The sequence below is a fragment of the Psychrobacter pasteurii genome (genome assembly GCF_900162815.1).
Classification (GTDB): domain Bacteria; phylum Pseudomonadota; class Gammaproteobacteria; order Pseudomonadales; family Moraxellaceae; genus Psychrobacter; species Psychrobacter pasteurii.
The window spans coordinates 1-16,089 of the sequence record NZ_FUGD01000049.1 but is presented as its reverse complement, the minus strand read 5'-3'; the positions used below and the strand labels follow the sequence as shown (position 1 = coordinate 16,089).

Genomic DNA, 16,089 nt, shown 5'->3' with positions numbered 1-16,089 from the left:
GAGTTAATAGGTCAGGATTATCGATTGTATTATTTAATACACTGATAGCACAACGGATCTATTTATTCGAAGCTTAAGTAAGTTGTTTGAACAAAATTAAGCAAAACACTTTAGCTTTTAGAGGCCGCTGATTTACTGGTAACAGACATCACTGTCAAAAATACGATGGGCCATATAATGGCTAATAACCACCAAATTAGACCACCTGCGATAACTGCCATGCCTAAGAAGCCAGCTTGAACCACATAGTAGGTCATGGCAACCAAGGTTTTACGAATGACGTATCCCTCTTTGTTAACCAAACCCACAACCGCACAGGCAGCCACCACGTTATGCACTGAAATCATGTTGCCAGCAGCACCGCCAATAGCTTGTAGAGCCACAACTTGAGCAGCAAGGTCGGTACTTAATCCAATTTGACTGGCTGTTGACCATTGAAAGTAAGAAAACATCATATTACTAATGGTATTCGATCCAGCAATGAAAGCACCCATGGCCCCAATCCATGGTGATACCAGTGGCCATGTCTGAGCAAAGGCATCACTGGCACTTTGTGCCAATAAGATAGGCATTGCTGGCAAGTCGGTGGCAACATCAATACTTGATCCAGAGTTAATAAACACTTGAACCATAGGCACAGACAATAACAAGGCAGGCGCTGCTGCGACCATGGTTTTTGCAGAGTTCGACCAACTGCGTTTAACCTCACCTTTATTCATGCCAAAAATCCACATGCACAATAAAGAGGTGATAATCAAAATAGTGCCCGGCGAATATAGCATTTGAATTTTACTAGAGATGTCACTGCCATATAAATTGCTAAGTACAATCGTCGCAGAGTCGCCGGTTAAAAATTTCTGAAGCGGTTCAATAATGCGGGTGATAATCAATAGACCAATCACAATAGCATACGGAGAAAAAGCTCTTAAAACAGAGAACTTTGGTGTGACATTGTCATCAAAGTCTTCTTGGGCAAGCGTACCTAGCCATTCTTTGTCCCAGTTTTCTCTAGGGCCAAAGTCAAAGATCTCTTTGGGCATTAAAAAACCGCGCTTGGCTGCTGGAATGACAATAAGCAAACCAATAAAGCCACCAACCAGCGAGGGGAATTCTGGGCCTAAGTATTTGGCGACCAAGAAGTAGGGCAGCGTAAAACAAATGCCTGCGAAAAGCGCAAAAGGCCAAACTTTTAAGCCTTCAACGAAGGACTTTTTCTCACCAAAGAAACGGGTTAAAAAAGCACTTAAAATTAGAGGGATTAATACCCCGATTAAGGCATGAAAGAAACCGACATTGGCCGTGATTTGTAATAAATAATCTGCAACTGTAAGTGGCTCAATAGAGTCAGCCAAGTCCTGTTTATTATCAATACCTGACCAAACACCAAGTAGGAGTGGTGTACCAACTGCGCCAAAAGAAACAGGTGTGGACTGGATAATCAATACCACCATAACCGCGGCCATCGCAGGGAATCCTAGCGCGAGTAATAAAGGCGCGCCAACCGCTGAAGGCGTACCGTAACCAGATGACCCCTCGACTAAAGAACAAAACAGCCAAGCGACGATAATGGCCTGAACGCGCCTATCGGGCGTGATATCCATAAAGCCGCGACGGATAGCCATCATAGCGCCACTTTCTTTTAGCGTATTGAGGAGCAAAATAGCCGAAAAAACAATAAATAAGATGGTTAGGGCAACGATAACCCCGTTGGTGGTGGCCGCCGCTACTTTTGCGGTGCCAGTTTGCCACACAAACAAGGCCAGTGACGCGGTGACCAAATAAGAGGCGGTCATCGCATACTTAGCTGGCAGGCGTAGCACCACCAGTAATAAGAAGACGGTTAAAATAGGCGTGAGCGCCAAAAAAGTAAACATAAAACATCCTTGTTTAGCTTAGAAGTGCTTGAGGGTAGTAGTTATTGACTTAATAACCTATAAGTAACAATTGGGTTTAAATAAAATGCTAGTAACTTAAAAAAAGAAATAAGATTTAGATAACTAAAATCAGAATGATTAATTGGCTAAATCTATTTAGATTCATACGCTTAAACGGAGCGGTTATTCCTCAATAAATGTTAAGCGGGTTGGCTATTTTATTGATATTTAGCACTCAAGTAAACAATAGTATTATCCGTCATAAGTATTTTTTATACGCCATGTGCCATAAGGTCTGCCACAGAAAAAGGGTAATTTAATTGCTGGGTTGGCGTAAGAACAACTGGAATGATAGTGGCAAACTGATTCATAAGCGCTTCATCAAAATCAGCAATATCTACTTTTTGAAGAGTAATAGGTACAACGCCTGAAAATAGCCTAAGCGTATTTTCGGCTTCATCACACAAGTGGCAGCCTAGAGTACCTAATAAAAACCAAGTGCTTTCAGCGTTATCGGGCCTTAGATCCAGTTGGGCCTGATCCATAATTAGCTGACGGGTAGTGGCAATATCAGTCAAAGTGTTATCCTATGTGGCTAATTTAATTAATTTTTCGTTGTCTGGTAGTTATTCCTTGATTGGGCAGTTGGTTACTAGATAGCCTCTAGTGAGCCTTGGAAAAGACCGCTACCAGTCAGCGTAAAGTTAGTTTATCATTGTTTTAATTTTAACCGTTAGCCGAGTCAAAAATTATGACGGCAGTTTCTACTTTTTTTAAGCGTATCTTTTGGGCACTAATGATATTGGCAGTGGCGTTTTATGTCTCTGTCGCTGGCCTGTTAATGGTGTGGAAGACACAGCCTATTAATAACAGTATGTTCATGTTAACCCACCGTTTGGGCGGGGGTGAGGTGACCCAAACTTGGGTGGAATATGACAATATTGCCAAGTCTGCTAAGCAGGCGGCGGTTGTCAGTGAAGACTCTCGATTTGTGAGCCATCACGGCTTTGATATGGAAGGTATCGAAGCGGCGATGAAGAAGAATGAAAGTACGGGTACAGTGGCCGCTGGCGGGTCGACCATTACTCAGCAGTTGGCAAAAAACCTATTTTTAACTTCCCATCGCTCTTATGTGCGTAAAGGGCTTGAGGCCAGCATAACGGTCATGATTGAGGGCATGTGGGATAAGCAGCGTATTTTGACCGCTTATCTGAACGTGGCCGAGTTTGGTAATGGTATCTATGGGATTGAAGAGGCGGCCAAATATTACTTCAATAAATCGGCCAGAAACTTAAATCGAGATGAATCTGCTTTGCTAATTAGTATGCTGACCAATCCTAAATATTATGAAAAAAACATGAGCAATCAGCGACTGCGCAATAAGCAGCGAATTATTATGCGCCGTATGCACCAGGCGGTACTGCCTTAATACCTTTGTCAGATTTGCATGGTAAAGTATAGACCAAAGTGATTTTTCAGCTAAAGTATTAGCCACAGAGTAGCCAGAATATAACCCATACCTATAAAGGAAGGAGGCGAGTTGCACTATGACCACAGCCAATAAACAAGATCAGGCAAAAGATAAGCCACAAGCCACAGGCACTGATAATGCTATCGATAAATCAGGGTCTCAGCTGACGACTTTGGACTGGGAGCGTTATGAAGATGGGACTTACTCGCCAAACAGCTATATCAATAGAGAGTTATCTTGGCTTCAGTTTCATATAAGAGTCTTAGCCCAAGCTACTAATCCGCGTCATCCTTTATTAGAGCGTTTGTTTTTCTTAATTATTTTCTCCTCCAATATGGATGAGTTTTTTGAGATTCGCGTGGCAGGATTAATGCAGCAGCTAAATCATGGCAATATCTCACACAAGCCTGACAAAATGCGTCCGAGCGAAGTGCTGCAAGAGATTTCAGATGTGGCGCATACCGCCATTGAAGAGCAGTATAGAATCTTAAATGAAGATATCTTGCCAGCGCTGGCCAAAGAAGACATTCGCTATCTAAAGCGCAATGAGCTTAATGCCAAGCAAGCGCAGTGGATGAAAGAGTATTTTATTGAGCAGGTCATGCCGGTGTTAACACCTATTAGCATTGATCCGGCGCACCCGTTCCCGCGTCTGGTGAATAAAAGCTTGAACTTTATGGTCAGCTTAGAGGGCAAAGATGCCTTTGGCCGCGATATTAATCTGGCCGTAGTCCCAGCACCTCGCAGCCTACCGCGGGTTATTCGCCTGCCGGATGAGCTAACTGGGGGTAAAGAGCACCACATCATGCTGTCTGCTGTGATTCATGAGCATGTCGGTAAGCTGTTCCCAGGTATGAGTGTCACTGGCTGTCATCAGTTCCGTTTGACTCGAAACGCTGATCTTGAGTTATCGGATGATGTGGAGGACATCGCCAAAGCCCTGCAAGGAGAGCTGGATAATCGCCGTTTTGGTGACAAAGTCCGCTTAGAGGTCACCACCAATTGTCCAAAAGAGATTAGAGACTACCTACTAGATGAATTTGGTTTACACGACAACCAGCTTTACAGAGTCAATGGCCCGGTTAACTTAACCCGTTTGCTATTTGATTTTGATATTCCTAAGCTGCGCTTTCAGCCATTTTCACACATTATGCCCAAAGCTTTTCGCCGTGAGTCGTTTGACAAGGGCGAGAGTATGTTTACGGCCATTCGTCGTGGTGATGTGTTGGTACATCATCCCTTTGAGTCATTTAACCCTGTGGTCAATATGATCTGGCAGGCGGCAAACGATCCTAAAGTTTTGGCCATTAAACAAACCTTGTACCGTTCAGGAAAAAACTCTGAGATTGTGAAAGCCTTAGCTGCAGCTGCCAGAAATGGTAAGGAAGTAACGGCTATTATTGAGCTGCGCGCCCGTTTTGATGAAGCATCGAACATTGAAGTGGCCAATATGCTACAAGAAGCAGGGGCCGTCGTGGTTTACGGTATCGTCGGTTATAAGACCCATGCCAAGTTAATGCTGATTGTGCGCCGTGAAGACAATAAGATTCGCCGTTATGTGCATTTGGGTACGGGTAATTATCACGAAGGTAATGCGAAAGCCTATACCGACTATGGTTTATTTACCGCAGATCCTGATATCTCAGAAGATGTGCACAAGATTTTCCAAGAGCTTACCGGCATGGGCAAAGCAGCCAATGTTAATAAACTGCTACATGCGCCCTTTACGTTGCATACTCAGTTAATGTCATTTATTGATGATGAGATTGCCAATGCCAAAGCTGGCAAAAAAGCTCATATCATCGTCAAATGTAACGCTTTAACTGAGCGTAATTTAATTGATAAGTTATATGATGCGTCACAAGCAGGGGTGAAGATTGAGCTTATTTTGCGTTCTATGAGCTGTATTCGTCCACAGGTGAAAGGCTTATCTGAAAATATTACCGTGTGCTCTGTTGTGGGCCGCTTCTTAGAGCATACCCGAGTGTATTATTTCTATAATGGCGGGGATGAACGTCTGTACTGCGGTAGTGCGGACTGGATGAGTCGTAACTTGTTCCACCGTGTTGAGGTAGCCTTCCCAGTAGAAGACCGTAAGTTATTTAAGCGGGTTTACCAAGATGGCTTAATTAGCTATTTAAAGGATAATGTACAAGCGTGGGAGTTAAAAGGGGATGGCAGTTGGCAGCGGATTCAGCCTAAACCAGGCGAAACTCCGTTTATTGCCCAAGATTATCTTCTGCAGAAAATTAATAATGTCTCAGATATCGTGGTCCACCCAGCACAGCAGTAATAATATTTTCTTTTAATATAACTACTTGGCTAATAGTAAAAAAAGCAACTTTGGTTAACAAAGTTGCTTTTTTTTCAACATAAATAAACACAAAGCTACGTGTTTCCAGTAGTTAACTAACCATTAATCCCTATATGATAATAAGCATAACCAATAAGTTATAACTATAAAGGCTTTGAGTAAGACGTGAACTGTAAGGTTCGAACTATACTCAGGTAGTCAGGTTAAAAAATAGTTAGGTTAAAACTTAAATTAGTCCCACTCACAAGGAATATATTATGAGTAACGATAATAATAAAACGGATATCGAACAAGCAGTTGAAGAAGTAAACCCAAGTGAAGTTAGTGAAAACCTAGACCCTAATAATGCTGAAAGTGATGAATCAAACTCAGCCAACTTATCAGAACAGCAAGAAACGCCGTTTATCGATGATGAGTTACGTACAGATAAGTAGTTGGCTAAGGTTTTAGCATTTTTTTAATGAATCATTTTCATTAAAGCTATGCGACATACAATTAACCAAACCACCTAAATATTTTAAACCCATAACTATAATAAAGAGAAAAATATGTCTATTAATCAAACCATAAAAGTAGTTGATGATAATAATCGTAGCCTGAATGAAGAAGAGCAAGTAAAAGATGAGCGTAGATTACAGGCTGATCCTAAACAAGCCCCTTCTATTGATCAGAATGTGGATACTGAGACCAGTGACAAAGGTAATCTAGAGCCTGGTGATTATGAAGGCAGAAAACATAAGCCTGACATTGATGGACCACAACAGGCTTCTCAAGAAACTGATGATGTCTATGAAGATGGTCGCGAAAAGGATGCTAAATTACCGCCAGCGGGTAAAAATGTCGGTGACTTAAACGCCTTTGATTTAGGTCGTCATGATAACGACTAGTGTGACGAGAGTAAGCGGCATAGATTAGAATAAATGCCATTTATTAAAAGTCTCATTAATAAAAAAGACCTACTAACTAAGTTAGTGGGTCTTTTTTTTATTTGATAAGCTTAAGGACTCGAACTTGCAGCTTACTAATTAATAGAAGAGGCTCAGCACTTTAAACAGGTATACCACTGTGAAATCTTAACTCGGTATCTGGACTATTGATCAGCTCAGCTTCAACTTGCTTAAAAAAAGCAATACGTTGATCAACATTCATGGTGTCCTCATCGGTATTGATACTGCCATTAGTAGCTTTCGATAAGGCTTCAAGATCCACACTTGCTCCGTCTTTAGGCTGTAATGAGCGGGCGAGGGTGATATAGTCTTCATAATGACGGCTTTCAGACTTGAGTAGATAGCGATAATATTTTGCCAAGCGCTCATCATCGACCACCTCACTTAAGGCGGCAAAACGCTCACAAGATCGAGCCTCAATAAAGGCCCCGATAATCAGAATATCAATCATCGCAGCGGGTTCATAAGTGCGTTTGTGCTTCAACATACCTTTGGCATAGCGGCTGGCGGGTAAATGGCGCCACTTTTGACCGCGCTCTTCCATAATTCCCACCACTTGCTCATAGTGCAGCATTTCCTCACGGATTAACTGCGCCAGTTTCATTTGTAAATCTTGATGGAACTCATAACGGAATATTAAGTTCATCGCAGTGCCTGCGGCTTTTTTCTCACAGTTGGCATGATCTTGAATAATAGTCGGTAAATCATTGACGGCAGCTTCAAGCCAAGCTTTAGGGGTAGGGGCTCCCAAGAAATCATGAATGTGAGAGATATCCGTTTTGGCAGGAGCAGTCACGGTGTTGTTTTGGTCATTAAGAAGATCGTCACTCATAATAGCAGCTCATTTATACCTTTGACTAAGCCAGACAGCAGGTGTAAATCAATAAGGTTATATTTTATTCAGGTTGATTGTGTATTCGGATTAAAGAGTATTTAGGTTAAAGAGTATTCAGATTAAAGGGCATAAAGTTAAAAATGACTATTGTAACAAATTAGAGGTAACATATTAGCCACAGTTATACTTCTAGTTTTTAGCAACTTACTTTATGGCTTTGAAATTAACGTTAATAAGGCACTATTTAGGGCTATAAAAATCTTTTGTTACAGCTACTAACGGCCAATTAATGACAAAGAACTCATAAGTTCTCTATAAAAATATTTGGTAATACATTGATAATAAAGGGTTTAATTAGGAGTATCAAGGCAGTAAAGATTAAACATTTATTTAAAAAATGGCGGTTTCTTGTTTATTTATCTCAATGATAGTAGTATGAAGAAAGACGGCCTCCTAGTGGGTCGTCAATCAGTATAAGAGTGTATTTCAGCTATGGGTATAGCGCTAATTTGTTTCAATAAAATTAATAATAACTAGCCTAAAGATGCTTGTGCATAGGGTAGGCTTATAGGAAACACTGAAGACACTGATTAATTCATTCACCAACAAAGGATCATATGGTATGAGTAACTCTGTTAATAACAATGAAAATCGCGTTCAAAAAGGCATCTTAGCCATTGATAGCCAACTTTATAATTTTATTGAAAATGATGTGCTACCCCGTGTTGGTGTGGAATCAGACGCTTATTGGTCTAACTTTGAAGAGATTGTCAAGAAGTTCACGCCACGCAACAAAGAGCTTTTGGCCAAGCGTGATGAGCTACAAGCCAAGATTGACCAGTGGCACTTAGACAACCCAACCAAAGATGGCGAAATCGACTATCCAAAATACAAAGAATTCTTAACTGAAATCGGCTACCTATTACCAGAAGGCGATGACTTCGAAGTTTCAACAGAGAATGTTGATCCTGAAATCGCTAGTATCCCTGGCCCACAGCTAGTAGTACCTGTTCGTAATGCTCGCTACGCACTTAACGCAGCCAATGCTCGTTGGGGTAGCTTCTATGATGCCTTATATGGTACTGATGTAATCGATACCGCTGATGGTAAAGACAAAGGCAGCAGCTACAATCCAAAACGTGGTGAAGCGGTTGTAGCTTATGCCAAAGCATTCTTAGATGAGAACTTTGCACTGGCGCAAGGCAGCTACACAGACGTTACTGGTTTTAGCGTTGAAGGTGGCGAATTAAAAATTGCTCAAGGTGATAACAGCACTACATTGGCGGATACCGCTCAGTTTGTAGGCTATGTGGGTGAAGAGAGCAATCCAAAAGGTATCTTATTAAAGAACAATAACTTACACGTTGAAATCCAAATTGATGCCAGCCATCCAGTGGGCGAAACTGACCCCGCTCATATTAAAGACGTGTTATTAGAATCAGCTATTACTGCTATTCAAGACTGTGAAGACTCAGTAGCGGCTGTAGATGCTGAAGAAAAAGTAGAAGCTTACCGTAACTGGTTTGGTTTAATGAACGGCGACCTAACTGAGACTTTCTATAAAGGCGGTAAAGAGTTAACCCGTAAACTAAATCCAGATCGTGAATACACTACTCCAGATGGTGGCAAGCTAGTATTACCAGGTCGTGCGGTATTGTTAATCCGTAACGTGGGTCACTTAATGCAAAACCCAGCGGTATTGGTAGATCTAGGCGAAGGTCAAGAAGAAATTTTCGAAGGCATCATGGACGCCTTGGTAACGCCATTATTAACCATCAATGATATTAAAGGCAACAATGAGCGTTCAAACTCTCGTGAAGGTTCAATGTACATCGTTAAGCCGAAAATGCATGGTCCTGAAGAAGTTAAGTTCGCTAACGAATTATTCGCAGCGGTTGAAGATGCCCTAGGATTACCACGTAACACTCTAAAAATGGGGGTAATGGATGAAGAGCGTCGCACTACTGTTAACCTAAAAGAGTGTATCCGCCAAGCTAAAGAGCGTGTGATCTTCATTAATACAGGCTTCTTAGACCGTACAGGCGATGAGATGCACACCAGTATGAATGCCGGTCCGTTCGTACGTAAAGGCGACATGAAGTCACAAGCTTGGTTACCTGCTTATGAGCAGTGGAACGTAGATGTGGGTATCGAGACAGGTTTAATTGGTCGTGCTCAAATCGGTAAAGGTATGTGGGCGAAGCCTGATGAAATGAAAGAAATGGTTGAGACTAAGTCTAACCATCCTCAAGCGGGTGCGACGACTGCTTGGGTACCTTCACCAACTGGCGCAACGCTACACAGTATCCACTACCATCAAAACAACGTTAAAGAGATTCAAGAGAAGTTTAAAGGCCGTGAGCGTGCTAGCCTAGATGATATCTTGACCATTCCATTAGCCAAAGACACTAACTGGAGTGGAGAAGAGAAGCGTCAAGAGCTTGATAACAACGCACAGGGTATCTTAGGTTACGTTGTACGCTGGGTTGATCAAGGTGTGGGTTGTTCAAAAGTGCCTGACATCAATAACGTTGGTCTAATGGAAGACCGTGCAACGCTACGTATCTCAAGCCAGCACATCGCTAACTGGTTACACCATGGTATCGTAACTGAAGAGCAGGTTATGGAATCTATGAAGCGTATGGCCAAAGTTGTTGATGAGCAAAACTTAGGCGATTCAAACTACATGCCTATGGCTGATAACTTCGACAATTCAATCGCCTTCAAAGCCGCTTGTGACTTAGTATTTAAAGGTCGTGAGCAGCCAAGTGGTTACACTGAGCCATTGCTACACGCTGCCCGCTTAGAGCTAAAAGCGCGCTAAGCCGACTGGTGAATAAAATAGGCTTTATATAGCTTAGTCTTTATTATCCGTCCTAATTTCACTTTGGCGTATTTGATATACGCCTTAGGGTTTTTTATTGCCTGTAGGAAAGTGCTGTGATCTATTAACCTGGTGCTACAGATCCATATTGAAGCCAAATATTAATAACCATCATTTAGATAGGGGCAGAATCCAGTAAGTAGCAAATATCAGCCCAAAATGTATCTAAGATCGGTTATCAATAGGGGCTAAATAATTTTTTTAGCACTAATTTTTTTAAGAAAATCAGTGTTTTAAATAAAATATAGGGGGATGCAGCAGATAAAAACTTTGAAATAAATGTTGCAAATTATTTCAAAGTTGATATCCTTAGATCGAAAGTATGAGTTTGGTTAGTGATGTAACAGAACTATAAATATAGTTTTATCTTGTATCGTTATAATATGAAACGAATAGATAAATTCAGTTACTCATTTAACAGATATGTCACATAATGTTGCCATAATCATATTTAAGTCAGTTCTAACTAAGTTTGTCTCTTTTTTTAGGTACAAGTAAAGTTTAGATCTTTTATGGAAGAAACTGGGCGTTAGCTTGTTAGGGCAGCCCATAACTAAAATTGTAAAGTGGAGATTTACCCCATGAAAAAACTACTTTTAGCATCAGCTGTTGCTGCTCTATCTGTATCTGCGGCTAACGCTGCTCCAACGTTCTACGGCAAAGTATTTATGACTGCTGATTACGTTGATGAAGAGCTAGGCAACAAAAGCGATGACGGCGTTCAAATTAACTCTAATGGTTCACGTCTAGGCCTTAAAGGCTCAGAGCCATTAAGTGCTAACACTGATGTTATTTATCAATTAGAGTACGCAGTTGATGTTGATAATGATGATGACCAAACCTTCAAAAACCGTGATACTTTCCTAGGTGTTAAAAACAACACTTTTGGTGAGTTCCGCGTTGGTCATAACCAATCAACTACTGACTATATCAACAACGTAGTAGTAAACGAAGGCTATTGGGATAACCTAGGTACTACTAAGATTAAATCAGAACAGAAAGTTGCTGCCTTAAACATGGCAGACAGCGGTCGTATCTCAAACTCTGTGGTTTGGCAAGCACCTAAGATTGATGGTATTCCATTACAGTTTGCTGCTATGTATGCCAATGATGATGATATCAGTGACGATAATAACAGTGGCTGGGGTGCCTCATTAATGTATGACCAAGGTCAAGGTTTCACGGCTGGTGTTGCATATGATGATGATGTAAACCTTGCTGGTAGCTTAATCCGTGGTACTGCTACTTTAGACCTAGCTACTTTCAACTCAGGTTTCCCTGTAACGCTAGGTGGCTTATATCAAGAAGCTGACTACGATTACGGCGATAAGAAAGAAAAAGGCTATGTAATTAGTGCTCAAATGGGTCTAACTAACTTTGCTAAGCCTGCTACTATTTACACTCAGTATAACAACACTTCTAACTTAGACGGTGTAGATGGTTTTGACTCAAGCCAAATCGTTGTTGGTGGTAAGTACTACTATCAGAAAAACATGATTGCTCATGCTTACATTGGTCAAAACGATGCTGATAATGTTGTATGGGTTGATAAGGACGGCAAGCGTCTTAGTGGCAACCTTGGCGACGGTAAAGTATTCGCATTTGGTGGCGGTCTAGAATACAAATTCTAATTTAAATTAGAATCTTATTCTCAAAAAGCTCATCCCTTCGGGGATGAGTTTTTTTATGGGTCAAAACTTTAAATTAGCAATGAGTGTTAAAACCATACCTATTTTCATGCGTCTACACAGCAAGAAACTGTTACACTATGCCCCTGACAATTGTTGTGTATTACTATAGTCAGGCTCAAATCTGAAGGTTTTTGATGAGTGTATCAATATATCCTGTCTATCTAATTGCAATCTTAAAGTTAATACAAAGTCAACCCTGTAAATTCTCCCTCAAATTTAGTAAAATCTCTTTTTACCAACTTGCGACTGCCGCATTAAGACTAAAACTATGACTAAATTTATATTTGTGACCGGTGGGGTTGTGTCCTCACTAGGTAAAGGTATTACCGCAGCCTCTTTAGCGGCCGTATTGGAAGCGCGTGGCCTAAAAGTCACCATGACCAAAATGGATCCGTACATCAACGTCGATCCAGGTACCATGAGTCCTTTCCAGCACGGTGAAGTATTCGTTACCGAAGATGGCGCTGAAACTGATTTAGACCTAGGGTATTACGAGCGCTTTTTACGCCACTCAAAAATGAGTAAAACCAACAACTTTACCAGTGGCCGTATCTACCAAACTGTATTGAACAAAGAACGCCGTGGTGATTATTTGGGCGGTACAGTACAAGTTATTCCACACATCACTGATGAAATCAAACACCGTATCCACGCCAGTGGCGAAGGTCATGATATCGCTATCATCGAAATTGGTGGTACTGTGGGTGACATTGAGTCGCTACCATTTATGGAAGCGGTTCGTCAGATGCAAGTTGAGCTAGGCCGAAATCGTGCCATGCTTATGCATTTAACGTTAGTGCCTTACATCTCAAGTGCTGGCGAAACTAAGACCAAGCCTACTCAGCATTCAGTAAAAGAGCTGCGTTCAATTGGCCTACAGCCAGACGTATTGATTTGTCGTTCTGAGCATGCCATTGGCGAAGACAACCGTCGTAAGATTGCGTTATTCACCAATGTAGAAGAGCGCGCGGTTATCTTATGTGAAGATGCTGATAGTATTTATCAGATTCCACGCACCCTACATGAGCAAGACTTAGACGATATTATCCTTGAGCGTTTTGGTATTGAAGCACCAGAAGCCGATCTATCAGATTGGGATAAAGTGGTTGATCGTCTGTTAAATGCTGAAGGTAAATTGACTGTAGCTATCGTAGGTAAATATGTAGAGCTACCCGATGCTTATAAATCAATCAATGAAGCTTTATTGCATGCCGGTATTACCCATAAGACTAAGGTTGAGATTGATTACGTTGATGCTGAAGCGTTAGAAACTGACGACAGTCTAGTTAAGCAACTAGAGCAGGCCGATGCTATCTTAGTACCCGGCGGATTTGGTGAGCGCGGTAAATTAGGTAAGATGCGTGCCATCACTTATGCGCGTGAAAACAATATTCCATTCTTGGGTATCTGCTTGGGTATGCAGTTGGCAGTTATTGAATTTGCGACCAACAAGCTAGGTCTAAGAGCAGACTCAACAGAGTTTGATCGTCAAGCCGAAGAGCCTATCATCGGCCTAATCACTGAATGGTTAGACGAAAAAGGTGAGTTACAAGTTCGCAATGATGACTCAGACTTAGGCGGTACTATGCGCTTAGGTAGCCAGAAGGCAGAATTGGTGGAAGGCTCTAAGCTACATCAAATCTATGGCTCTAAGGTGATCACTGAGCGTCATCGCCATCGTTATGAGATGAATAACCGCTATATTGAGCCATTAGAAGAAGCGGGTATGAGCATCTCAGGCTACTCAGCTAAGCAGCATTTGGTTGAGTCAGTAGAGATTGCGGATCATCCTTGGTTTGTTGGTGTACAGTTCCACCCTGAGTTCACAAGCTCACCACGAACCGGTCATCCTTTATTTGCAAGCTTCATCGAAGCTGCGATTAAAAACCAAAAGTAAGCTCATAATATTTCATGAGTCATAAACGGGTTGTGCGATTAACAATCCGTTTTATAAAAAAAGAGGTTGGGCTATCCTGACCTCTTTTTTCGTTTTTAAGCTAAGTTTGGTGTTTTGTATATAAGGTTTGTATTTGGCTTAGCATGTACTACAATCCTTATATCTATCAATTTTTTAATGAACAAGACCTATTTAAAAAATCAGCCAACTTTGGATAATAAAAAGAGAACTTTATGACTGCATTAACTCAAGCACAATCACAAATTCAATTAAATGATATTACTATCGCCAATGATAAGCCGTTTGTGCTATTTGGTGGTATGAACGTTCTAGAATCAAAAGAGCTGGCTTTCGAAATTGCTGAAGGCTACATTGATATCTGTAACCGTTTGGGCATTGGCTATGTCTTTAAGGCAAGCTTTGATAAAGCCAACCGTTCAAGCTTAAACTCATACCGTGGTCCTGGCCTAGAAAAAGGGGTGGACTGGTTGGGTCAAATCAAAGAAAAATATAATGTGCCTATCATTACTGATGTCCACGAGCCATACCAAGCTCAGCCTGTGGCAGAAGTAGCCGATATTATTCAGCTGCCTGCTTTTTTAAGTCGTCAAACTGACTTAGTACAGGCTATGGCAAAAACTGGGGCTATTATTAATATCAAAAAAGCACAGTTTTTAGCCCCACACGAGATGCGCCATATCATCAATAAGTGCTTAGAAGCCGGAAATGACAAGATTATCCTATGTGAGCGTGGTACTTCCTTTGGTTACAATAACCTAGTGGTAGATATGCTGGGCTTTGATACTATGAAGCAGATGGATGTGCCGGTATTCTTTGATGTCACGCACAGTTTGCAGCAGCCTGGCGCGCGCAGTGATAGTGCGGGTGGTCGCCGTGAACAGATTACCACACTGGCTCGTGCTGGTATGGCAACAGGCCTGGCAGGACTATTCTTAGAAGCTCACCCAGATCCAGAAGTGGCAAAATGTGATGGTCCTTGTGCGTTAAGAATGAGCCAATTAGAAGCGTTTTTAACTCAGTTAAAGCAAATCGATGACTTGGTAAAAGGCTTTAGCGTATTAGATACTCATTAATTTGACCTGCTATATGCCGCACAATATATGCCACACATAAACCCAAAACAACGATATTAATCTAAATGATAAAACGGAGGCAGTATGGCTATTCAACAGGTGCAATTTAGTATCAAAAACATTGATGATGCTGAAGGTATTGAGGGTGTCATTACTGCCTTACAAAATATGGATGGGGTGCTGGCAGCCGAGCTATCTCCTGAGAGTGATACCGGGGTTGTAAAATTTGAAGATACCAAAACCTCTATCCATGCCATTAAGGCGGCCATCCGTATGGTAGATTATGTTACTCAGCCTTTCCCTGTGGATGCTCCCGCCAATCCAAAAAACTAGTCAGCATCGAGTAGAATATAAATTAAATATAAGCCAAAACAATAAAAAATGATAAGGAGTAGATAATGAGCATTGAAACCCAAGTAATTAACATCGATGGTATGACTTGCGGCGGCTGCGTAAAAAGCGTAGACAGCGCTTTAACACAGCTTGATGGGGTGCAGTCAGTAGAAGTAGATCTAGAAGGCAATAAAGCTTCAGTGGCTTATGATTCCTCAGCAGTAGCTGTTGATGCTATAGTAGAAGCTATTGAAGAGGCAGGCTTTGATGCGGTAGTTGCAGGCGAATAAGTCAAAAGGGTTAATAGCTTTATTTTATCACCATTCGCCCTATATCCACCCCCTGAAGTGCATAGGTATCTACACAAATTTACTAGCGGCATCAGCGAATTCACTTAGTTTGTCAGGGGGATAATGATTTACCAGTTCGGTAAAATTAAGCCACTGGAACAATCCTGCCATCACAGCAGGTGCGGTTATTGGTTTGCTCCGTTTCACTTGCCGACCTGAGAGGCGCACTAAAAACAAAGCAAACTCTTTCGACTGTTTATCAGATACTTGCATAATACGCCACACGAGCGTACAAGCCTGAGAGGCAATTAACAACCGCTTAAAATAAGCGTCTCCACTTTGCTGTAACCAGGACTCTAACTGAAGTCCTGCACTTTTAAGCAATTTAAAATAAGATTCTATTTGCCAACGCCAATAATACCACTGACTAATATCTGCACCCTTGACGGACGTCTCTTG

The 16,089-nt window shown here is 41.5% G+C and carries 13 protein-coding genes and 1 pseudogene; 10 read left to right on the top strand and 4 right to left on the bottom strand.

All coding sequences use genetic code 11. The features are described 5' to 3' along the window. Positions 1–110: 110 nt before the first annotated feature. A complete protein-coding gene (locus A1232T_RS02510) occupies positions 111–1,874 on the bottom strand; it encodes an L-lactate permease (protein ID WP_077447900.1) in 1,764 nt (587 codons plus the stop codon). 272 nt (positions 1,875–2,146) lie between these two features. Then, positions 2,147–2,452 (bottom strand): glutaredoxin family protein, encoded by a 306-nt coding sequence (locus tag A1232T_RS02505; protein ID WP_077447899.1) that lies wholly within the window; start codon positions 2,450–2,452, stop codon positions 2,147–2,149. A 173-nt stretch (positions 2,453–2,625) separates the two neighbouring features. Between A1232T_RS02505 and mtgA the strand changes: the two genes are divergently transcribed. The 4 genes from mtgA to A1232T_RS02490 all read left to right on the top strand — a co-directional run bounded on the left by mtgA (position 2,626) and on the right by A1232T_RS02490 (position 6,546). Next, positions 2,626–3,303 (top strand): monofunctional biosynthetic peptidoglycan transglycosylase, encoded by a 678-nt coding sequence (gene mtgA / locus A1232T_RS02500; protein WP_077447898.1) that lies wholly within the window; start codon positions 2,626–2,628, stop codon positions 3,301–3,303. Positions 3,304–3,421: 118 nt separating this feature from the next. After that, positions 3,422–5,638, top strand: a complete 2,217-nt coding sequence (gene ppk1 / locus A1232T_RS02495; protein ID WP_095532717.1) for a polyphosphate kinase 1 — start codon at positions 3,422–3,424, stop codon at positions 5,636–5,638. Between the two features lie 278 nt (positions 5,639–5,916). Further along, positions 5,917–6,093, top strand: coding sequence for a hypothetical protein (locus A1232T_RS14065; protein WP_167367025.1), 177 nt, complete (start codon positions 5,917–5,919; stop codon positions 6,091–6,093). A 114-nt stretch (positions 6,094–6,207) separates the two neighbouring features. Next, positions 6,208–6,546 carry a hypothetical protein gene (locus tag A1232T_RS02490; RefSeq protein WP_077447897.1) on the top strand — a complete coding sequence of 113 codons (339 nt, stop codon included), beginning with the start codon at positions 6,208–6,210 and terminating at the stop codon, positions 6,544–6,546. 160 nt (positions 6,547–6,706) lie between these two features. Here the strand turns inward: A1232T_RS02490 and A1232T_RS02485 are convergent, their stop codons facing one another. Then, positions 6,707–7,438 (bottom strand): MiaE family protein, encoded by a 732-nt coding sequence (locus tag A1232T_RS02485; RefSeq protein WP_077447896.1) that lies wholly within the window; start codon positions 7,436–7,438, stop codon positions 6,707–6,709. A gap of 625 nt (positions 7,439–8,063) precedes the next feature. Between A1232T_RS02485 and A1232T_RS02480 the strand changes: the two genes are divergently transcribed. From A1232T_RS02480 to A1232T_RS02455, 6 genes are all read left to right on the top strand, one after another. Continuing rightward, a complete protein-coding gene (locus A1232T_RS02480) occupies positions 8,064–10,265 on the top strand; it encodes a malate synthase G (protein ID WP_077447895.1) in 2,202 nt (733 codons plus the stop codon). 641 nt (positions 10,266–10,906) lie between these two features. Next, on the top strand, positions 10,907–11,956 hold the full coding sequence (locus tag A1232T_RS02475; protein ID WP_077447894.1) for a porin: 1,050 nt from the start codon (positions 10,907–10,909) through the stop codon (positions 11,954–11,956). 328 nt (positions 11,957–12,284) lie between these two features. Beyond that, complete coding sequence (locus tag A1232T_RS02470) at positions 12,285–13,913, top strand: CTP synthase (RefSeq protein WP_077447893.1); 1,629 nt, start codon at positions 12,285–12,287, stop codon at positions 13,911–13,913. A 233-nt stretch (positions 13,914–14,146) separates the two neighbouring features. After that, positions 14,147–15,007, top strand: a complete 861-nt coding sequence (kdsA, locus tag A1232T_RS02465; RefSeq protein ID WP_077447892.1) for a 3-deoxy-8-phosphooctulonate synthase — start codon at positions 14,147–14,149, stop codon at positions 15,005–15,007. An 84-nt stretch (positions 15,008–15,091) separates the two neighbouring features. Beyond that, positions 15,092–15,340 carry a heavy-metal-associated domain-containing protein gene (locus A1232T_RS02460; RefSeq protein WP_077447891.1) on the top strand — a complete coding sequence of 83 codons (249 nt, stop codon included), beginning with the start codon at positions 15,092–15,094 and terminating at the stop codon, positions 15,338–15,340. 65 nt (positions 15,341–15,405) lie between these two features. Beyond that, entirely contained in the window at positions 15,406–15,630 is a 225-nt protein-coding gene (locus A1232T_RS02455) for a cation transporter (RefSeq protein WP_244152344.1), read from the top strand. Between the two features lie 69 nt (positions 15,631–15,699). Here A1232T_RS02455 and A1232T_RS02450 read toward each other — a convergent pair. Further along, positions 15,700–16,089, bottom strand: a pseudogene (locus tag A1232T_RS02450) (transposase); the annotation flags it as partial.

Bases quoted from the DNA above. Each gene is read 5' to 3' on its own strand.
- A1232T_RS02475 (WP_077447894.1), top strand. From the start codon at position 10,907: ATGAAAAAACTACTTTTAGCATCAGCTGTTGCTGCTCTATCTGTATCT.
- A1232T_RS02455 (WP_244152344.1), top strand. From the start codon at position 15,406: ATGAGCATTGAAACCCAAGTAATTAACATCGATGGTATGACTTGCGGC.
- A1232T_RS14065 (WP_167367025.1), top strand. From the start codon at position 5,917: ATGAGTAACGATAATAATAAAACGGATATCGAACAAGCAGTTGAAGAA.
- ppk1 (WP_095532717.1), top strand. From the start codon at position 3,422: ATGACCACAGCCAATAAACAAGATCAGGCAAAAGATAAGCCACAAGCC.
- A1232T_RS02490 (WP_077447897.1), top strand. From the start codon at position 6,208: ATGTCTATTAATCAAACCATAAAAGTAGTTGATGATAATAATCGTAGC.
- A1232T_RS02460 (WP_077447891.1), top strand. From the start codon at position 15,092: ATGGCTATTCAACAGGTGCAATTTAGTATCAAAAACATTGATGATGCT.
- kdsA (WP_077447892.1), top strand. From the start codon at position 14,147: ATGACTGCATTAACTCAAGCACAATCACAAATTCAATTAAATGATATT.
- A1232T_RS02480 (WP_077447895.1), top strand. From the start codon at position 8,064: ATGAGTAACTCTGTTAATAACAATGAAAATCGCGTTCAAAAAGGCATC.
- A1232T_RS02470 (WP_077447893.1), top strand. From the start codon at position 12,285: ATGACTAAATTTATATTTGTGACCGGTGGGGTTGTGTCCTCACTAGGT.
- A1232T_RS02510 (WP_077447900.1), bottom strand. From the start codon at position 1,874: ATGTTTACTTTTTTGGCGCTCACGCCTATTTTAACCGTCTTCTTATTA.
- mtgA (WP_077447898.1), top strand. From the start codon at position 2,626: ATGACGGCAGTTTCTACTTTTTTTAAGCGTATCTTTTGGGCACTAATG.
- A1232T_RS02485 (WP_077447896.1), bottom strand. From the start codon at position 7,438: ATGAGTGACGATCTTCTTAATGACCAAAACAACACCGTGACTGCTCCT.